Here is a 19,966-nt window from a genome sequence, read left to right as displayed (position 1 = left end):
ATTAAACCGTCAGTTCCTCCACCACTTCCGCTACGCTCTTGATCCGCTGAATACTGCCGATGCCGGTTCCCAGTGAAATGTAGCCTTTGTCAGTGTTGCCCTCCAGCATACCAATTCGCAGGCCGCGTAAACCGCCCATTTCCGCGGCTATGGTTTCATTACTGGCGCCGGATTTATCTAACGCCACCAGCCTGGCGGCTAATTTACCCGGCAGCGAACGATAGTAATCTGGCAATGTGCGAAATAGCTGCAAATCCAGACCGTTAGCTTGCACGATCATCTCTTTCACCGATGGCGGCACGCGGCTCTCGGTGGTGCTGATAAACACGGAGCCGGCAAATACCCCCTGCGCGCCCAGCGCGTGGGCGGCCCTGGCGGTGCGCCGGTCGGTAATCCCGCCAGCCGCCAGCACCGGCACACGCTTCACCGCATCAACAATCAATGGCACGATGGAAAACGTCCCTAGCGCCGTTCCCGGAAGCGTTCCGCCTTCGTCGAAGCCGGTGGCGACAATAACATCAGCGCCCATCTCCTCGGCCTCGCGGCTGTTTTCCGGCGTCGGGTTGATATCACGATAAATAATGCTGATCCCGGCCTGCTTAAGCGTGGCAAACAGCGAGGGAATGATAGCTCCTTGACCATAGCCGGTATAAACCACCGCTTTAACCCCCTCTTCCTTGACTACCTCTACAATCGGCGGCGTCCAGATATCGTTTTCAACCGTCGGAATGAGATTTACAGCGAAAGGTTTCTCAGTGAGTCGTTTCGTTTTACGGATCTCTTCACGCATCTTTTCTGCCGTTTCCTGCGGCGTCGAGACGGCGGTTTGTGCGGTTAAACCTGCGTTCGGCCCTAATACGCCCAGCCCGCCGGCATTACTGACTGCGGCGACTAACCGGGCGTCGGTTAGCCAGGATAGCGGCCCCTGAATGACAGGTTTTTCAATACCGAGAATATGGCTAACAGAATGGTTTTGCATGATGCGGCTTCCTTAGTGTGTTTTCTGGCGCTTAGCGCTGGGATGACGCCACTGTAGGCCGCTTTATTGTTGGGAAAAATAGTAAAAGTTATCCTTCACTGTTATTAAATAAGTAATAATCAAAGTGAAATACGATGTTGTCATCGGAGCACATTGGTACAAATGAACTTAAATTTGTTTGAATCTATTAAGATTTTTATCGAGATTATCGAGTCTGGCAGCTTTACGCGCGCCGCCGAGAATCTACAGATCCATCGCCCGGCGGTCACGAAAGCGCTACAGCAGCTTGAGCAGCACTGCGGCGTTCGGCTTCTGCAGCGAACCACCCGACAGATCCACCTCACCCCTGATGGCGAGGCGTTTTATCGTCGTAGTAAACCCCTGCTGGCGCAGGCCGATGATCTTATGGAATCTTTCGCCCCGCAGCGTCCGCTACGTGGTCAACTGCGCATAGATATGCCTATCTCCCTGGCGAAGTTAGTGGTCGTGCCGAATCTCCCCGCCTTTTATCAGCAACATCCGGAGATTGAAATTGTGCTGAGCAGCTCCGACCGGCGGCGGGATATGCTTCGCGAGGGCCTCGATTGCGTCCTGCGCATTGGCGAGCTTGAAGACGGTGACTATATCGCACGTCATCTCGGTACCGTCGGTATGAAAACCTGCGCCAGCCCGGCCTATCTGGCGAAATACGGCGTTCCCGCAACCCTTGACGACCTGCGGCATCATCAGGCGATCAACTGGCTGAATAACAGTAATCATCAGACCATGCGCTGGGTGTTTCAAACTGACGCCGGGCAGCAGAACATTTCGCTAGCGGGTAAACTGGTGGTGGATAATTCAGAGACTTACATCGCCGCTGGCCTTGCTGGACTCGGCATTATGCAGGGTCTGGATCTTTTCCTTCACCCCTGGTTGAAAAGCGGCGAGCTGGTTGAAGTCCTGCCGAATAATCCGGTTCCCTCCAGGAAGTTATCGCTTATTTATCCCCATCGTCATGTTTCGCGCAAGGTGCGCGTCTTCGCCGAGTGGCTGGCGACAATGTTATAGAAATACAGATAAAATAAAGCCCGGCGCTATCTGCCGCCGGGCATGAATTAAGGTGCGGTAAGTTCATCGTAGAGCGTTCGCAAACGGCTGCGAAGAAACAGCACCGCTTTGTGTTTACGCGACAGCCACGCCTGCTCGCTAGCGCCGCTCTCTGCCGCCAGCTCCCTGTAGCTATAGCCCTGCAGCTCGGTTTTCTCGAAGGCTTCACGCTGCAGCGGCGGCAGCTCCGCCAGCGCCTCGGTTAAAGCCTCCCACAGCAGTTCTTTAAGATAGGCTTCCTCCGGCGTCTGCGCGACGCCAAACAGCGTTTCCGCCAGCTCATCCTCGGCAAAGCCGCCATCGCCATCTTCATCAGTATCGAATGTTAATGGCAACTCGCGCTTCTTACGCGACCGGTCGGTCATTTCATTACGCGCCGCCCGGAATAACCATGCCGCCACGTTCTCCACCGGTTGCTCGACCTTCATCAGTTGCAGGGTGACTTCCTGCAGGATGTCATCGGCATCGTCACGTACGGCGGTTCTACCGCGAATAAACGCGCTTAAACGCGCACGACAGGCGGCAAGCGCAGACAGCAGCCGTGATTCCCCCGCCATCGCATTGTTTACCTCGTTCACTCGGCATCCGGCGCTTTCGCCGATGGGTTATCGTCAGTCGGTTGCCCACCGCGACGTTCATGCCAGCCGCAACGGCCGCGATGTCCGTGGCGGCCGAAACGTTGGGCAAACTCCTCTCGCTGCTCCGGGGTCATGGTCATCCAGCGTTCATGCATGCGTCGACGCGCCTGCGCCATACCAAACATACCGCGATGAAAACCTAAACCGCCAAACAAGATACGGCACAGCGCCAGTAATCCCAAAGCCTGCCAGAAACCGATGCTTTTCACCCCGAAGATAGCTGGCAGCAATGCGTTCCATAGCGACATCACGACCAGACTCAGCACCACAACAATCACCGCGCCGATAATCAGCGGCCGCGCCATTCTGTGACGTCCAAAACCCTGGTGATGATGCCCGTGTCGTTCAAAATCTCTCATCGTCAATTACCTCATAAAAATGTATGTATCGAGGTAGACGAATCAGCGAAGAAAATATTGCCAATAAAAATGAAAAAAATAGCGCAATCATGAAAACGGGTAAATGACTCAGAAACTCATCGCTAAACCGAGGCCATACCCTTCGGTGTTATTACCGAACATATAGCGGGCCACCAGTCGGGTACGGGTGATAAATACCGGATACTGGCTGCTGTCGAGTTCCAGACCAATGCCGAGCGAACTCAGGCTATCAAAGCCGAGTTCACCGCGCTGGTCGCCAAGATAGATAGTATGAGCGCCTTCCAGCACGTAGCGCACCGGGCTTTTCAGCAGCGTCCAGTCGGCTATTGGCGCGCGTCGACGAAGGTAGATACCCAGATTTTCGGCGCTGGCCTGCCCCTGGACCGCTTCTGATGTGCTACCGAAGGTTTGCAAATTCATCGCGGAATAGCGCGCTTCTATGTCAATATCCTGCGTTTTGGAAAACAGTTCATAATCAAGCATTAACGAACCGCCCAACCCATAAGCGTTCAGTCGCCCACCATCGAGGAAGCGAATATCAACCTCCGTTTTACGTTCGAGCGCCCAGCGACCGAGGCGTGCATCGCTGGCCATGGTGCCCAGCATCATATTGAAGATAGGCCGTAGCACCAGTTTTCCGCCCCATCGGTCCTGATACAATGGAAAGTCCCAGCCGACGCCGCCGGTAGCGGTCAGACTGTTCCATTTGGTGGGAATGGTACGGCTCTGGGCACCATCGCTGACCACAAATTGCGGATCGTAGCGACTGTAACCGAGGGTGCCTTCCAGATAGAGCGGAAAATCCTCACTCAAGGTGGCGCCGCCGCCAAATTGCGTGAGGGTTAGTTCGTTTTTCTCATTCGCGCCGGAGCCAATATTCAGATCGCTGGCGGTAACGTCAGGTACCACGGTGTAACTCATTAAGGTGAGCACCGCGTCCGCGCGCTGCTTTAGCCGACTGCCGTCCAGGGCATAACATTCCTGACTAACTAATAGCACCGCCAGCAGTAGCCAGGACGCGCGCGGAACGACAAATACCATGGTCTGATACTACCTCAACGGGGGGATTCGTTTGATTGAGTATAGCCAGCAGCGTCCAAACGTTAGTTATTTTTCAATACGCTGCAGCTGAATGGCATCCGCCTGCTGCGCTTTATCAGCGAGCTCCTGGAACTGCTGCGGAGAATAAAAATTATGCGGCGCTGGCAGCGACTGCATATCCTGCCCCGGATGGATTTGCAGTTGACCCAGTTCCGCGAGCGTAAACCCGGCAACTTCCTTTGGCATCGTCAGGCGATACGGCGGCGTGCGTTCAAAAGGAACCGGCGTTGGCAGGCGATTTTCGCTGAGATCGTAATTCCGCTTCAGCACCAGAAATTTATCCGGCACTCGCCGTTTACTGTTCCACCAGTCGCCGTCGACTTCACGGAACATCCTCTCGGTCTCACTTTGCGGCGCGACCAACAGTTTGACCAGCGCCTGTTTTAACGCCGCTTCCATCGCCCGGTTATAAGCATCGACTGAACCCGCTTGCCCTTGCAAAATAACGTTAATCGCCAGACGCGCGCCAAGCAGATTGGAATAGAGGTCCTCCGGCGAAAAGGCGGAAATTTCTTCTGAAAAACCCGGAACCGACTGGAAACCATACCATTGGGCGATCTCATGCCATTGCGCAATTTCGAAGGCCAGATGGCCGGCAAGCCAGGCGGCAATCGTATATCGCTGCGGCATTGAAGCCGGCGGCGTAAAGGCATTTAACTGGACGCGGCGTACGCCCAGTTCCTCGCTATAAAAGATGCGTCCTGGCTGCCCCAGCGTCGGGTAAATTCGGCTGAATAAATAAAAGGTGTAATCAGCGGTATCACGCACATGGGCAATATCAATAAAACCGCCGCGGCGGGTATAAATAAGGCCATTATGCTCATCGCTTAAGCCAACCAGATTTTTGACCGCGCCGAGCGCGCTATCGTTGTAATGATGCTCACCTAAGGTATCGAGCGTCAGCACATTACCAATCTGATAAACCGGGATTGGCACGCCAATGGCGCGCACCCGCAGATCGAAACCGAAGGCGCAGCATGGGCGCAGCGATTCCGGCGGCGATAATTCACCCACTACCGGGCTGACATGGTTAACGGGAATCGTCGGTAATACCGGGTCCTGGGCAAATACCGAAAAAGCAGCCGCCAATAACCACCACAAACTCTTACGCATCAAAAGCGTTCTCCATGACACAAAAACAGCGCGCATCATACTCGCCGATGGCTACACGCCGTTAAGTCAAAAACGGTATTCACCGGCGACAAAGAAACTATTGCGATCGTTAAAGCCAAATTCGGTCAGAACGTTGAAGTTACGCGTGATTTCGTACTGGGCGCCGATCAGCATATTCCATGGTGAAGTGAGTTTCTGTTTGACATCAAACTTGCCGTCGCCGTCTTTATTGACCGCGGCAATCAATGGCTGCAGCTGTGGCGGCATATGCAAATCGGCCAGGTTGCCTTTAAATTCCTGCTGCACATCCTGATACATACTGCCGACCCACACGCTGAGATGCGAAGGGCCGGAAATCCCCTGAAGGTTGAAGCGATAGCCAACGCGAGGTGACACTGTCACGGCAGAAATACTGCCGTCGAGAATATCGAAATCGGTGCGGGTGTAGTTTGTATCGACGAGGGCAAACCAGTTCTCATAGCCGCCAGCCAGCGTGAACCCGCCTCCCCAGGTGGTACCTTTAAAATCGAGAACAAAATCGATATTTTGCAACTCGCCACTTTGATTAAGGTTATGCACTGCGCCGGCGATGATGCGATCCAGACCGCGGTATTGCGTTGGGTCGGCATCGACCGACACATTCGACACCGACGAACCGCGGGTGTGGCCTAAAATCCCGTAGACATTAAGGAAGGGAAACACCCACATATCGAGACGAAGATTCTCGGTTTTGCTCTTCTCCCGCGTGTGCCCGGCATCGATGGCGAACATGTCGCTGGGGATCGGATGGTTACCCAGCTTCAGTCCGGAAAAGGTGATGCTGTCGACCATAATATCCTGGCGCATATTCATATAGCTGAGATTGACGCCAAACGGCATCGGGATGGAATAACCGCGGGCGCGGGCTTCGTCTCCCCAGATGGGAAAGTAGCTATCACTGTCGTCACTTTCCGCCGCACAGGCATTCCACACGGCGCCAGAGGTCAACAACAGCGTCATGACGGTTATTTTCCATCTCATTTTTATTCGTACCTTTACAGTCCGGAACCCACGTTAAAATAGACCGCCTGTTCGTGTTCGCTAAATGCGACATCGACGCCGGTAAATAAACCATACTGACGGGCGACCAGATAACGAAACCCGGAGCCCCACGCCACTTCGGTTTGCTGCCACAGCGACCCCGCCTCATCGCTCGCGCTGCCGATACCGACAAAACCTTGCAGGATCCAGCGCGGCGCAAATTGCCAGGCCAGTTGCGTCTGGGCGACAGCGACATAATCGCCCTGATAGCGAAAACGCGAGATGCCGCGCAGTTCGATGTAAGGCCGGGCCATTGGCGTTAGATGCTTGTCATGATGAGTCAGCGACTGATAATTTGCCGCCAGCGCCAGGGTTAAGGTCGGCGCCAGCGGGATAAAGTATTTACCATCCAGCGACAACTGATTGTAATGATAGTCGCCGCCGAGAAGAGCGCGGTAAAAACGGTACTCGCCCTGCAGTGATAACCCTTTCTTAGGGTAGAAAAAATTATCAGTGGTGTCATATTCCGCCACCACGCCCAAGGCCGAAGAGGTGCTGTTTTCCCCCAACACCCGCTGCCACACCTTGTTGATCAGCTGATTGTCCGCGGTTACATCGGTGTGCGCATAGAGTTGCGAGGCGCCGAGAAAAACCGGTGAGTCCCCCACGCGGAACAACAGCTTTTGCAGACCGCCAAAGCCTTTGGTATGGGTTTGCACTGCCACATTTTTGTTAAACCCGGCAATGTCACCCGAATAGATATCGAGATTGACATTGGCGTAGCCCGCGCCAACCAGATAACGAATACTGTCATGATTCCAGGTATGACGATGCGCGGCGCCGATGAACCAGGTACCATTTTGCGTCCCACCGCCGCCGAATCCGGTCAGCGCCGGTGGAATAAAACGATCGCCCTCGCGGGAGCCTTTACCATGCAGAAATAAACCAAACAGACCGCCGCCGTAGCCGATAGCCGGTTCGGTAATCATCACCGGCACCGGCAAAAAACCGTACGGGTTATCCTGCAGATACTGGCTCATATCGAGCATGCCATCTTCAGGGTCGAACAATTGGGCGGCACGAGACGCGCCAGGCGCGAGAGCAAGCATCAGTAAAAGAGTAAGGCCTGCCAGCTTCATGCGGTCTCCAGCACTGACGCATTCATAAGGGAATATTAAGGGAATGAGCTAAAAATATATCGTAAGCCCTTGTTCTTCGCCAACTTACCCTCTCCTTACTTTGCTTATTTTTGGATAAAAAAGCGTGGTTAATCACACAAATTGATAAATGTTATTTATCGTTCTGGTTCATGACCATTAATAAGTGACAGTGTCACCATGTGCGATGGTTTTTAGTTCGCCGCCGTTGTAATCAAAAAGTGAATGACGTATAACATGTCGCAACCGAGGGGTGTCCCGTGAGGGCTGAGATGGCGTAAAAGCCGAACCCTTTGAACCTGATCTGGGTCATGCCAGCGAAGGGACGGGTCGGCATGTTCGCCAGTTTTCAGTTTTGCCTGTTCACACTTCTGCACGCCCGGATCTCCCCCTATTTTCAGGAGGTCCCATGATGATTCCCGCTTTTACCCAAGGTCTTTACGGTCGACTGCGCGAGCAGGCCGGTGGCGAATGGCAACGCTACGTGTCGCCCCCTTTCCTCCAGCAATTAGCCGCGGGTACGCTGCCGCAGGCAGCCTTTCGGCGCTATCTGACCCAGGATTATCTTTTCCTAATCCATTTCGCCCGCAGCTATGCCCTGCTGGTCAGCAAACTTCGCACGTTGCCGGAGATGCGCGCCGCCGCCGCCTCGATGAATGCCATCCTTGCTGAGCTACCGCTACATGTAGGCTATTGCGAGCAATGGGGGTTGAGTGAAGACGCTATGGCCCTGCAAAGCGAAGCGATGGAAACCATCAACTACACCCGCTACGTACTGGATATCGGCCACTCCGGCGACGCGTTGGATCTACTGGCGGCGCTGCTGCCCTGCGTCGCGGGCTATGCGGAGATCGGGCTTGGTCTGCTGCACAACCCACAAACCAACTTGCACGATAACCCCTACGCGCCGTGGATCCGCAATTACGGCGACGAGAGCTATCTTCACGGCGTCAACGCGGCGATCGACCTGCTGGAAACGCTCTGGCAACAGCGCGGCGCGGAATCCCGGTTAGCCGGACTGAGCGACATATTCACTACCGCTACCCGGCTGGAAGGTAATTTCTGGCAGATGGGACTGAACGCCGCCGGGCAGGACCAGGGGTGATGGCGCCAGGTATTCACATTCGCGATTTATGTCTGCGCTTTGGCACCCGGACCCTCTTTCGCGATCTCTCCTTTGATATTGCCGCCGGGCAATGGGTATCGCTGCTAGGGGCCAGCGGCGCGGGCAAAACCAGCCTGTTGCGTATTATCGCCGGGCTGGCGGCGCCAACCCGCGGAACCGTCGTCGCCAGCGATGGCCTTCCTGTTACTACGCGATTGGCGTGGATGGGGCAAAAAGATCTGCTCTATCCGTGGCTTAACGTGCGGGAAAATGTCGCCCTCGGCGCCAGGCTGCGCGGTGAAAAGGCCGATAACGCGCGGGTAAACGAGCTTCTTGAGCTGGTCGGGCTCGCCTCCTGCGCTGATGAACGCCCGGCCGCGCTGTCCGGTGGGATGCGCCAGCGCGCGGCGTTGGCACGCACCCTCTATGAGGATCGCCCCATTGTGCTGATGGATGAACCGTTCTCCGCCCTCGATACGCTTACCCGTACGCGGATACAGACCCTGGCCGCACGCTTGCTCACCGGGCGTACCGTGGTGCTCATTACCCACGACCCGATGGAAGCCTGCCGCCTCAGCCATCGGCTGCTGGTGCTTTCGCCGACGGGCAGGATTGATGATAGTCATCATTTAAGCGGAATCCCGCCTCGCGCCCCGGATGATCCCGCGCTGCTGGCAAGCCAGGCGCAGCTGCTGCAGCAATTGATGAGGGCGAACGGATGAGGGGCAAGTTACTGCGCGGGTGCAGCGTATTTTGTGGCCTACTGTTGCTCTGGCAGTTGGCGAGCTACAGCGGCATTCCCACTTTTTTGTTGCCTTCTCCGGCGGCGGTCGCTGAAGCGCTGTGGAATAACCGTAGCTATCTGGCCAGCCATACCCTTGTCACCCTGAGCGAAATTCTCAGCGGAATGGCGCTCGGCGTCACGCTCGGTATGGTGTTAGCGTTCTGTATGACCATGTCTCCGCGATTACAACGGTGGGTAATGCCGCTGGTACTGACCAGCCAGGCCATTCCGGTATTCGCCCTCGCCCCGCTGCTGGTGCTGTGGTTTGGTTTTGGTATGAGCGCCAAGGTTATGATGGCGGTGCTGGTTATCTTCTTTCCCGTCACCTCGGCTTTCTTTGACGGTCTGCAACGGGTCAATCGCGACTATCTCGATCTGGCCCGCACCATGGGCGCCTCCTTTGGCGCTCAGTTGCGCCATGTTCGACTGATGGCGGCGCTACCCGCGCTCGGTTCCGGCCTGCGGATGGCCGCCGCCGTCGCCCCCATTGGCGCGATTATTGGCGAATGGGTCGGCTCCGCCGAGGGGCTTGGCTACGTAATGCTAAATGCCAATGCTCGCCTGCAAACCGATATCTGCTTCGCCGCATTGTTTATTTTAGTGCTGCTGACCATCGCGCTGTGGTTGGCGGTCGACGCCTTTTTGCACCGGCTGATCAATTGGTCGCCGGAATAACTTATCAAGAGATAATAAGGAAGAGATATGCGTATACCTCTGTTGGCCGGCCTCACTCTGCTGGTTTGCGGCCAGGCATCGGCAAATGAAAAGCTGACCCTGGTACTGGACTGGTACATCAACCCGGATCATGCGCCCATTATGGTGGCGGAACAGATTGGCGCCTTTCGGGATGCCGGGCTGGATGTCAACATCATCCCCCCTTCCGACCCGGCGCTCCCTCCGCGCCTGGTTGCCGCACGCCAGGCGGATTTAGCGATAACCTATCAACCGCAGGTTCACTTCTTCGCCGATGAAGGACTGCCGCTGGTTCGCGTCGGGACGCTGATCCACTCGCCGCTGAATACCGTGATTGCGCTGGATCCGCGCATCAAATCTCCGGCCGATCTACAAGGGAAAAAAGTGGGATATTCGGTGAGCGGTATTGAACAAGCGACGCTGGCCACCATGGCGCAGCACGCCAACATCGCCCCTGACAGCATTAAACTGATCAACGTTAATTTCCAGCTCACCAGCGCTCTGCTGGCCGGCCAGGTCGATGCTGTTATCGGCGGTTATCGCAATATCGAAGCGCTGGAACTCAAACTGCAGGGCAAAAGACCGGTGGTCATGAATGTGGAAGACTATGGCGTGCCCGCTTACGACGAACTGGTGATCGTGGCAAACAAAGCCGAGGTCAACGCCCCTAAAATCAAAAAGTTTCTCGACGCATTACAGCAGGGCGTGAGCTATTTGCGCGCGCATCCGCAGCAAACCTGGCAGCGGTTTGCCAAAGCGCATCCGGAACTCAATACCGAACTGAACCAGCAGGCGTGGTTGCAGAGTGTGCCGCTGTTCGCCACCGATCCGGCAGCGTTAGATAAGCCGCGCTACGACGCGTATGAACAATTTTTATATAACAATAAGTTGGTGAAAAAAGTAACACCTTTAGCAAATTATGCGATCGAACTGCGTTAAGTAACCATAAAACTGACGGAAGTATTTCCGTCAGTCATTCAGCGAAGCGGTAATAAAAATATATAGACTTTCTCACTAATAATTACACTTTCCATGGTTTTAAAAACAATCGAAATTTAGTTTTAAAATCAGCCAATTATATTGACATTCCTGTATGTAATAATCGCGTCAAAATAGCGCCTTAAATTAAAGATTGAATGCGGATTTAAAAAGCCATATATTGTGCGCGCTTTATGAATGCCGATTCAATTTTCTAAACCTTTTTATTCAACCAGAGTTCAAACGTAACGCTGGTTGTGGGAGTGATATGATGACGGATAAAGTCCGTATTGATACTTTAAGTGCAGATTTATTGGACGCGAACAACGAAACCTTTTTGGCTCGTCAGGCTGAATTCGAATCGAATGTCAGGAGTTACCCTCGCAAGTTACCGCTCGCTATCACCAAAGCCGAAGGCGTTTGGCTGACCGATGCGGATAACAAACAGTACCTGGACTGCCTCGCCGGCGCCGGGACCCTCGCGCTGGGCCATAACCACCCTGAAGTACTGCAGAGCATCCAAAGTGTCATTACCAGCGGCTTGCCGTTACATACCCTCGATCTGACAACACCGTTAAAAGATCGCTTCTCTGAATACCTGCTCTCTTGCCTGCCGGGCGAAGGGAAAGATTATTGCCTGCAATTCACCGGTCCTTCCGGCGCTGACGCCGTTGAAGCCGCGCTGAAACTGGCGAAAAAATACACCGGCCGTACGGCGGTGATCAGCTTCTCCGGCGGTTATCACGGGATGACCCACGGCGCGCTGTCCGTGACCGGCAATCTGTCGCCCAAAGCGGCGGTCAACGGCATGATGCCGGAAGTCCAATTTATGCCTTATCCACACCTTTACCGTTGCCCGCTGGGTATCGGCGGCGAAGCGGGCGTCAAGGCATTGACCTACTACTTCGAAAACCTGATCAACGACGTGGAAAGCGGCGTTCGCAAACCTGCAGCGGTTATCCTTGAAGCCGTACAGGGCGAAGGCGGCGTGAACCCGGCGCCGGTTGAGTGGCTGCAGCGCATCCGCAAAGTCACCAAAGAGCACGGCATTCTGCTGATCATCGATGAAGTTCAGGCAGGCTTTGCCCGTACCGGTAAATTCTTCGCCTTCGAACACGCCGGCATCGAGCCGGACATCATCGTGATGTCGAAAGCCGTCGGCGGCGGTCTGCCAATGGCGGTTCTGGGCATTAAGAAAGAGTTCGATGCCTGGGAACCTGGCCATCATACCGGTACCTTCCGCGGCAACCAGCTGGCGATGGCCACCGGTCTGACCACCCTGCGCCATCTGCGTGATAACAAGATTGCCGACAAAGTCGCCGCCCAGGGCGAGTGGCTGAAAGGCAAACTGGCGGAAATGCAAAAACGCTATCCGGTTATCGGTCACGTACGCGGTCTCGGTCTGATGATCGGTATCGAAATCGTGAAGCCGAACGAGGCGCAGGATCATATGGGCTGCTACCCCGCTGACGGCGAACTCTCCGCGCTGCTGCAGAAGAAATGCTTCGAAGCTGGCCTGATCCTGGAACGCGGTGGCCGTCACGGTTGCGTACTGCGTCTGCTGCCGTCCCTGCTGATTAGCGACGCGGAGCTGGAAGTGTTCCTCGATAAGTTTGAACAGGCCCTGCTGGCCGCCGGCGTAAAACCGGTCTGAGTGGAGTAAGTGACCGCAATGTCCAAATTGAATCCGATTCTGGCTGGGTCCGCGGCAAGCATTGACGCTTACCAGCAGGTCATTTCCCAGGCCAGCCAGGCGGTTGCGCAGTGGCTGCAACAACCTGAAATGTATCAGGGGAAAAGCGTTGATGAACTCCGTGAGCGCATCACCCTTGATTTTAACGAACAGGGTCTGGGCAACCAGGCGGCGATTGAACGTGCGATCGAGTACTTCCTGAAAGACAGCCTGTCGGTGCACCATCCGCAGTGCGTGGCGCACCTGCACTGCCCAAGCCTGGTTATCAGCCAGGCGGCGGAAGTGCTGATCAACGCCACCAACCAGAGCATGGACTCCTGGGATCAGAGCCCTTCAGCCACCATCATTGAGATGAAGCTGATCGAGTGGTTACGTGCGCAGGTCGGTTATCCGGCTGGCGATGCCGGCGTCTTCACCAGCGGCGGCACCCAGAGCAATCTGATGGGCCTGATGCTGGCACGCGACGCCTTCTTCGCTCGTCAGGGGCATTCCATCCAACAGGATGGTATTCCGGGCGACATTCGTCAGTACAAAGTGCTGTGCTCGGAAAACGCCCACTTCTCGGTGCAGAAGAACATGGCGCTGATGGGGCTTGGCTACCGCTCGGTCACGCTGGTGAAAACCGATGAATTCGCCCGTATGGACGTCACCGACCTGAAGGCCAAGATTGCGCAAGCGCAGGCCAACGGCGAGCAGATCATGGCCATCGTCGCCACCGCTGGTACCACCGACGCGGGCGCGATTGACCCGCTGCGTGATATCGCCGGTATCGCGGCGGAGCACCAGATCTGGCTGCACGTTGATGCCGCGTGGGGCGGCGCGCTGCTGCTCTCCGAGCAGTATCGCGATTACCTCGATGGCCTGGAGTTAGTGGATTCAGTTACCCTGGACTTCCATAAGCAGTTCTTCCAGACCATTAGCTGCGGCGCCTTCCTGCTGAAAGATGCTCGCCACTACGAGCTGATGCGCTATCAGGCGGCCTATCTGAACTCCGAGTTTGATGAAGAACACGGCGTTCCGAACCTGGTCTCCAAATCGCTGCAGACCACCCGCCGCTTCGACGCGCTGAAGCTGTGGATGGGGCTTGAGGCACTGGGCAAGAAACAATACGCTTCAATCATCGATCATGGCGTGACGATGGCGAAAAACGTCGCGGAATTTGTGAAATCTCAGCCAACGCTGGAGCTGGTCATGCAGCCGCAGCTGGCAAGCGTACTGTTCCGCTCACGTCCGGCGCAAATGGCTGGTAGTGATAGCGCCGCGATCGCCCTGCTCAACCAGCGCGTGGGCGACGCCCTGCTGGAATCCGGCCGCGCCAACGTCGGCGTGACCGAGCATAACGGCGTAACCTGCCTGAAGCTGACGCTGCTCAACCCGGTGGTGACGCTGGACGATGTGAAGGTCTTGCTGAGCCTCGTTGAACGCACCGCCCAGGAACTGCTGGCGAAATAAGACACTGCCGATTAGCAAGTGTCCTGCAAAGCCGATAACTGCTGTTATCGGCTTTTTTATTTCCCTCTCACGTCCGCGCTTCGCGCAGCAGTTGTTGGATCACCTGCTCCTGACGGGCATAATCGCCTTCGCCAAAGGCGGTATAACGCAGTTGCCCCCGCGCGTCGAAGAAATAATGCGCCGGCCAGTACTGATTACCAAACGCATTCCAGATGGCGTAGTTGTTATCTGCGACAACCGGATAGTTTAGCTGCCGCTGGCTGACCGCTTCACGAAGCTGCGGCAACGACCGTTCCCACGGATATTCCGGCGTATGTACGCCAATCACCACCAGCCCCGCATCGCGATACTTATTGGCCCACGTCCGTACATAAGGCAGCGTATGCTGACAGTTGATGCAATCGCGGGTCCAAAAATCAATCAGCACCACCTTGCCCTTTAACGCCGTATTGGTAAGGGGCGGGCTATTAATCCATGCGGTACCGCCTTGCAATTCCGGCATAGCGCTGGTTGGCCGCGGCGCAACGATCGGCTCCAGACGAACTCGTTGTTGATCCTGGGGCATAAACGCGCTGAGCCGCTGCTCCAGACGATGGGTTAAACCGCTGGCGCCCTGCAGATAACGATCGCTACCGCTGGCGATTAATGCCACTGCGGCCAACATTGCCACGCCAGCCAGTTGGCGTAACCGCCCACTTATCACCTGACCACCGCGCAAACGGGAAATCAGCCGCGCGCCGAACCACCCCAATAGCAGCAACATCAGCGCGCATCCGCTGGCATAGGAAAGCAGCAAGATACCGGTAGTCACTGAATTTCCTTGCAACAACGCCAGGCTAAATATCGCCCCCAGCACCGGTCCCGCGCACGGCGCCCAAAGTAGTCCAATCGCCAGTCCGGCAAACACTGAAGCGAGACCACTGCCATAACGATAGCTCTGTTGGTTAAGTTGATTACCCAGCGCAACCGCTGGCGATCCGAGCCAGCCTGCAACGCGTGATGACAGCAAACTGATAGCCACAACGACCAAAAAGCCCAGCGCCAGCCAACGCCCGACGATGGTCAGATTGACTAACCATCCCCCTGCCGCCGTGGCCAGCAGCGATACAGCGGTAAACATCAATCCCATACCGAACAACAACAGGATCAGTTGTCCCTTACGCCCGCGAACGCTGGCAAACACCAGCGGGATCACCGGTAAGGTACAGGGGCTGAGCAGCGTCAACATACCGGCCAAAAATGCAATCACAACAGCCATGATCATTCTCCTTCGCAACGTTGCCGAAGTGGCAACGTCAGCATTACAACAGGCGACTGTATGGCGGATATGTCCGTGAAACGGCGGTTTAGTATATGGATTTATCTGCAGTTGGAATGGATACAGAAGGATACAAAACGGCGGCATTGAGACGTACCCGCGCCTCAAGACCGCCCTGTTGCAGATTGTGCAGGGTCAAACTTCCCTGCATCTGCCCGGCGAGCTGGGCGGCGATTGCCAGCCCCAAACCGGTACCGCCGGTATCGCGATTACGTGACTGCTCGAGGCGATAGAACGGCTGCAGTACGGCGGTGAGCTCTCCTTCCGGGATGCCGGGGCCGTCATCAACAACGTGAATGATAACATCGCCATTCGGCGGGTAACTCAGGCTGATTTCCACCTTTTCGGCGTATTTCAGCCCATTATCGATTAAGTTACTCATGATCCGCCGCAGCGCCTGCGGCTGAAGCGTCATGACGTCCGCCCCTTTACCGGCACGAAAACTGACCGCTTTACCGATATCGGCATAATCACAGGCGATGCTATCCAGTAACGCATTGAGACTCATCCGCTGCGGCGCTTCTGCCAGCGGTTCGGCCGATCGTGCCAGCGCGATGCCTTCGCGAACCAGTCGGGTCATGCTATCGAGATCCTGTAACAGCTTATCGCGGAGTGCCGGTTGGTCGGCCATCTCGACTCTTAGCTTCATACGGGTAATCGGCGTCTGCAAATCGTGGGAGATCGCCGCCAGGATCCGCGCGCGCTCCTGCAAATGGTCCTGTATTCGCTTTTGCATCGCGTTGAAGGCGCGCGCCGCGCGCTGCACCTCTTGTGGTCCCTTCTCGGCCAGCGACCCTGCAGCCGGAGTAGCCGGTTGCAGCGTATCAATGGCGCGGGTAAAGCGGGTCATCGGCGCGACCACCTGGCGGACGGCGTACCAGGCGCAAAATAGCAGTAACAGAAACTGCGCGACCAGCACCAGCGGTAGCCAACGTGCGATGGCCGGCAGCTTTGGCCACAGGTCAATGCTTAACGGCGCGCCGTCGCGCAGGGTCACGTGGGCCTGAATATGTTCGCGCGGTCCAGGGACGGCGATAATACTCACAGGATAGCGACCGCTCAGGGCTTCCTGTAACGAGCGTACCGCATCACGGGTACGCCAGCTGGTGGGATAATCGCCAGTTTGTCCGGCAGAAAGCTGATAGCGGTAGTTACCGCGCGCCAGACGCGCCAACCAATGCGGCCGTTCTTGCGCAGGAAGACGATCAAGGATAGCCACGCTGGTGGCGACATCGTATTCAAGGTTGCCCAGCATGACGCTACGGGCACTGCTCATGCGCTCGTAGAGCAGAAGCGATAGCGTCAGGGCATTAGCGAGCAGCAGAGCGAGAAAAATCATTATCATTAAGCGCGACTGCAATGACGCCGGCCACACTTTCATTATCGCGCCTCGCGGATCGACACCGGCACTGACAGCACGTAACCCTCGCTGCGCACGGTTTTGATATAGGCGGGCTCACGCGCGTCCTCCCGCAGGCGCTGACGCAGGCGGCTCACCAACAGATCGATAGACCGTTCAAACAGTTCGGCATCACGCCCCTGGGTAAGATTCAACAACTGATCGCGGTTGAGCACACGTTGAGGATGATCAAGAAACACCCGCAGCAGGCGATATTCCGCCCCGCTTAGCGCCACAATTGTGCCACTCTCGTCCAGTAGATGCCGCGCCGAGGTATCGAGCAGCCAGTCGCCAAAGGCGATAAGCCTGCCGGCTTCGCTGATTTGTAAATTGGGGGGAAGCGCGCGGGCGCGGCGTAAGATGGCTTTGATCCGCGCCAGTAGCTCCCGGGCCACGAACGGTTTCACCAGATAATCGTCGGCCCCCATTTCGAGACCAAGTATACGGTCGCTATCTTCGCTACGCGCGGTCAGCATCAGCACCGGGATATCCTGTTGGCCATCATTGCGCAACTGTCGACAAAGGGTTAAACCATCGTCGCCGGGCAGCATGATATCGAGGACAATCAAATCGATTTGATGGTTTTTAAGTACAGACCACATCGCTTTGCCATTAGCTGCGCCGCTGGCGCGATAGCCCGATTTCTCCAGATACCCAACGATCAGTTCGCGGATATCGCGGTCGTCATCGACAACCAGGATGTGGTCAATACGTTCCAAAGGCGGCTCCTGCGGAAAAATAAGCTCATGAAAAGCATATGCGGCTTTTCCGCAAGCGCAACTCTGCGCTTGCGGCGTGGTGAGGCTTATAAGCGATCGGCGTCAATAACCGCCTGGACAAATTCCGCTGGCGCCTCCTGCGGCGGGTTATGTCCCACTGCGTCTTTGAAATCCCGATGCTCATATTTACCGGTGAATTTCGCCCGATAGCTATCCGGCGCCGGATGCGGCGCGCCATTGTTTTCCCCCTCGATGGTAATCGTGGGTACGCTAATCGCCGGCAGTTTCGCGAGTCGCTGTTCGTAGGCCGCATATTTCGCTTCGCCATGCTCCAACCCCAGGCGCCAGCGGTAGTTGCTGATGGTGACGGCAACGTGATCCGGGTTATCCAGCGCTTTCGCGCTATTGGCGAACGTGGCATCCGTGAATGTCCACCGCGGCGAAGCCTGATGCCAGATAAATTTGGCAAAGTCATGGGTATTTTGCCGGTAGCCCGCCTCGCCGCGCGGGGTGGCAAAGTAGAATTGATACCACCACGACAGTTCCGCCTGCGGCGGTAACGGCTTCTCGCCAATTCGCTGACTGCTAATCAGATAACCGCTCACCGATACCAGCGACTTAACCCGCTGCGGCCAGAGCGCCGCGACGATATCCGCTGTACGCGCGCCCCAGTCAAAGCCAGCGAAATCCGCTTGCTTAATATTTAGCGCATCCATCAGATGCACTATATCCGCCGCCATCGCCGATGGCTGACCGTTACGCGGCGTTTTAGCCGACAGGAAACGGGTGGAGCCGTAGCCGCGCAGATACGGCACGATGACCCGGTAACCCTTCTGCGCCAGCGCCGGGGCTACCTGCGCGTAGCTTTGAATATCATACGGCCAGCCGTGCAGCAAAATTACCGCCTGGCCATCGCGTGGCCCAATATCGACATAACCGATATTCAAATCGCCGGCGTTGATTTGTTGCACCTTGTCGAAAGCGCCTGCGTCTTCAGCAGCGCACACGCTGGCGGACCACAGCGTGGAGAGACACAGCGCCGTAGCGCTGACATGACGGATTGCGGATAATCTGTTCATCCTCATTTCACCTTTTATCTGGAAGCGTTAAGCAAGTACGTGAACAGTTAATCAGGCCTGTGTATCCAGCATGTGTGGGATTTATCGTGTTTTTGCATCGCCATGTATGAGGTTTGCCGATTGATACAGTGTGATACAAACGCCAGATTTGGCGATTGTTGCTAAGTTGTGAATTTCAACTTGCCGCCGCGAACAAATCAGTTACCGTGTCAGGCATTTCCAGTACAACCACCAGATGGAGCGCGCTATGGCGATTTTTGATGGTCACAATGACCTGCTGCTCAATTTATGGCTTCACCATCGCGAGGATCCTTCAACCGCTTTCTTTGCCGGGATTGAGAACGGTCATCTCGACTATCCGCGCATGCTGCAAGGCGGATTTGCCGGCGGGCTATTCGCGCTATTCGTGCCGCCGCAGGAATATATTGCCCGTATGGCGCCGCAATACGCCAGCCAACGATGGGATCCGATCGATATCCTCTGGCAGCAACTGGCCATCCTGAAACAACTTGTCGCGCACTCCGCTGGACGCTTGCGATTATGTCTGAGCGCGGCGGATATCGAACGCTGCCGCGAGGATAAGGTACTGGCGATGGTGGCGCATATTGAGGGCGCCGGAGGTTTTGATGGCGAGGGCCACGACCTGCAGGCCTTTTATGCCGCCGGGGTGCGCAGCATTGGTCCGTTCTGGAACATTGCGAACCGCTTCGGCAGCGGCGTTAACGGTTCCTTTCCCGGTAGCCCGGACACTGGGCCTGGACTGACAGCGGCAGGTATCGATCTGATTAAGCAGGCCAATGCCTTGAAGATGCAGATTGACGTGTCTCATATGAATGAAAAAGCGTTCTGGGATACCGCCCAGCACTCGACGTCACCGCTGGTCGCCACCCACTCTAATGCCCACGCGCTATGCCCGCAGCCACGTAATCTCACCGATGAACAACTGCGGGCGATTCGCGACAGCGGCGGCGTGGTCGGCGTCAATTTCGGCAACGCTTTCCTGCGCGCCGACGGCAAACGCGACAGCGACACCCCATTAGCTACCATCGTTCACCATATCGACTATCTTATTAACATTATGGGCGACGATCACGTGGCGTTGGGGTCCGATTTTGACGGCATCAGCCTGCCGGACGAATTGGGCGACGTGAGCGGTTTACCACGGCTAATCAACGCGTTGCGCCATAGCGGTTATGAACAATTGGTGCTGGATAAACTGCTTTGGGGCAACTGGCAAAAGGTATTAAAAAATGTTTGGCAACAATAGGTTAT

The 19,966-nt window shown here is 55.9% G+C and carries 19 protein-coding genes and 1 riboswitch; of the genes, 8 read left to right on the top strand and 11 right to left on the bottom strand.

Annotation, left to right across the window (positions count from 1 at the left end):
- Position 1: 1 nt before the first annotated feature.
- The gene (locus ABLU86_RS06440; RefSeq protein WP_045366061.1) at positions 2 to 979 is read right to left on the bottom strand and encodes a nitronate monooxygenase; all 978 of its coding nucleotides are present in this window, start codon (positions 977 to 979) and stop codon (positions 2 to 4) included.
- A 162-nt stretch (positions 980 to 1,141) separates the two neighbouring features.
- Between ABLU86_RS06440 and ABLU86_RS06435 the strand changes: the two genes are divergently transcribed.
- Complete coding sequence (locus tag ABLU86_RS06435) at positions 1,142 to 2,026, top strand: LysR family transcriptional regulator (protein ID WP_015366548.1); 885 nt, start codon at positions 1,142 to 1,144, stop codon at positions 2,024 to 2,026.
- A gap of 47 nt (positions 2,027 to 2,073) precedes the next feature.
- Here ABLU86_RS06435 and ABLU86_RS06430 read toward each other — a convergent pair whose 3' ends face one another.
- From ABLU86_RS06430 to ABLU86_RS06405, 6 genes are all read right to left on the bottom strand, one after another.
- Entirely contained in the window at positions 2,074 to 2,622 is a 549-nt protein-coding gene (locus ABLU86_RS06430) for an RNA polymerase sigma factor (protein ID WP_015366547.1), read from the bottom strand.
- Between the two features lie 17 nt (positions 2,623 to 2,639).
- Complete coding sequence (locus ABLU86_RS06425; RefSeq protein WP_026612304.1) at positions 2,640 to 3,062, bottom strand: hypothetical protein; 423 nt, start codon at positions 3,060 to 3,062, stop codon at positions 2,640 to 2,642.
- Positions 3,063 to 3,170: 108 nt separating this feature from the next.
- Positions 3,171 to 4,124, bottom strand: coding sequence for a hypothetical protein (locus ABLU86_RS06420; protein WP_020078744.1), 954 nt, complete (start codon positions 4,122 to 4,124; stop codon positions 3,171 to 3,173).
- A gap of 66 nt (positions 4,125 to 4,190) precedes the next feature.
- Entirely contained in the window at positions 4,191 to 5,297 is a 1,107-nt protein-coding gene (locus ABLU86_RS06415) for a DUF4056 domain-containing protein (protein ID WP_015705469.1), read from the bottom strand.
- Positions 5,298 to 5,363: 66 nt separating this feature from the next.
- Positions 5,364 to 6,317 (bottom strand): hypothetical protein, encoded by a 954-nt coding sequence (locus ABLU86_RS06410; protein ID WP_163389206.1) that lies wholly within the window; start codon positions 6,315 to 6,317, stop codon positions 5,364 to 5,366.
- A 14-nt stretch (positions 6,318 to 6,331) separates the two neighbouring features.
- Positions 6,332 to 7,456, bottom strand: a complete 1,125-nt coding sequence (locus ABLU86_RS06405) for a BamA/TamA family outer membrane protein (RefSeq protein ID WP_125992240.1) — start codon at positions 7,454 to 7,456, stop codon at positions 6,332 to 6,334.
- Between the two features lie 257 nt (positions 7,457 to 7,713).
- Positions 7,714 to 7,817: riboswitch (TPP riboswitch) on the top strand.
- A 66-nt stretch (positions 7,818 to 7,883) separates the two neighbouring features.
- Here ABLU86_RS06405 and ABLU86_RS06400 point away from each other — a divergent pair.
- From ABLU86_RS06400 to ABLU86_RS06375, 6 genes are all read left to right on the top strand, one after another.
- Entirely contained in the window at positions 7,884 to 8,579 is a 696-nt protein-coding gene (locus tag ABLU86_RS06400) for a TenA family protein (RefSeq protein ID WP_348796001.1), read from the top strand.
- Entirely contained in the window at positions 8,576 to 9,301 is a 726-nt protein-coding gene (locus tag ABLU86_RS06395) for an ABC transporter ATP-binding protein (RefSeq protein ID WP_032711677.1), read from the top strand. Before ABLU86_RS06400 ends, ABLU86_RS06395 begins: the two co-directional genes overlap by 4 nt.
- Entirely contained in the window at positions 9,298 to 10,038 is a 741-nt protein-coding gene (locus ABLU86_RS06390; protein WP_032708099.1) for an ABC transporter permease, read from the top strand. Before ABLU86_RS06395 ends, ABLU86_RS06390 begins: the two co-directional genes overlap by 4 nt.
- A 27-nt stretch (positions 10,039 to 10,065) precedes the next feature.
- Positions 10,066 to 10,995, top strand: a complete 930-nt coding sequence (locus tag ABLU86_RS06385; RefSeq protein WP_348796000.1) for an ABC transporter substrate-binding protein — start codon at positions 10,066 to 10,068, stop codon at positions 10,993 to 10,995.
- A 307-nt stretch (positions 10,996 to 11,302) separates the two neighbouring features.
- A complete protein-coding gene (locus ABLU86_RS06380; RefSeq protein ID WP_072255000.1) occupies positions 11,303 to 12,688 on the top strand; it encodes a diaminobutyrate--2-oxoglutarate transaminase in 1,386 nt (461 codons plus the stop codon).
- Between the two features lie 9 nt (positions 12,689 to 12,697).
- Positions 12,698 to 14,179 (top strand): aspartate aminotransferase family protein, encoded by a 1,482-nt coding sequence (locus tag ABLU86_RS06375; RefSeq protein WP_161798787.1) that lies wholly within the window; start codon positions 12,698 to 12,700, stop codon positions 14,177 to 14,179.
- A gap of 67 nt (positions 14,180 to 14,246) precedes the next feature.
- Here the strand turns inward: ABLU86_RS06375 and ABLU86_RS06370 are convergent, their stop codons facing one another.
- The 4 genes from ABLU86_RS06370 to ABLU86_RS06355 all read right to left on the bottom strand — a co-directional run bounded on the left by ABLU86_RS06370 (position 14,247) and on the right by ABLU86_RS06355 (position 18,694).
- Positions 14,247 to 15,437, bottom strand: coding sequence for a cytochrome c biogenesis protein/redoxin (locus ABLU86_RS06370; RefSeq protein WP_348795999.1), 1,191 nt, complete (start codon positions 15,435 to 15,437; stop codon positions 14,247 to 14,249).
- An 88-nt stretch (positions 15,438 to 15,525) separates the two neighbouring features.
- Complete coding sequence (locus ABLU86_RS06365; protein ID WP_348795998.1) at positions 15,526 to 16,878, bottom strand: ATP-binding protein; 1,353 nt, start codon at positions 16,876 to 16,878, stop codon at positions 15,526 to 15,528.
- Positions 16,878 to 17,615 (bottom strand): response regulator, encoded by a 738-nt coding sequence (locus tag ABLU86_RS06360; protein WP_032708104.1) that lies wholly within the window; start codon positions 17,613 to 17,615, stop codon positions 16,878 to 16,880. Before ABLU86_RS06360 ends, ABLU86_RS06365 begins: the two co-directional genes overlap by 1 nt.
- An 86-nt stretch (positions 17,616 to 17,701) precedes the next feature.
- Positions 17,702 to 18,694, bottom strand: coding sequence for an alpha/beta hydrolase (locus tag ABLU86_RS06355; protein WP_045366079.1), 993 nt, complete (start codon positions 18,692 to 18,694; stop codon positions 17,702 to 17,704).
- A gap of 247 nt (positions 18,695 to 18,941) precedes the next feature.
- Here ABLU86_RS06355 and ABLU86_RS06350 point away from each other — a divergent pair, with 247 nt between their 5' ends.
- Positions 18,942 to 19,961, top strand: a complete 1,020-nt coding sequence (locus ABLU86_RS06350; RefSeq protein WP_045366081.1) for a dipeptidase — start codon at positions 18,942 to 18,944, stop codon at positions 19,959 to 19,961.
- Positions 19,962 to 19,966 lie beyond the last annotated feature (5 nt).

Source organism: Klebsiella sp. JN_Kp121, from assembly GCF_040062145.1.
Lineage (GTDB): Bacteria > Pseudomonadota > Gammaproteobacteria > Enterobacterales > Enterobacteriaceae > Klebsiella > Klebsiella aerogenes.
Note: the sequence above shows the minus strand (reverse complement) of the source record. Positions and strands in the feature narration are given on the sequence as shown.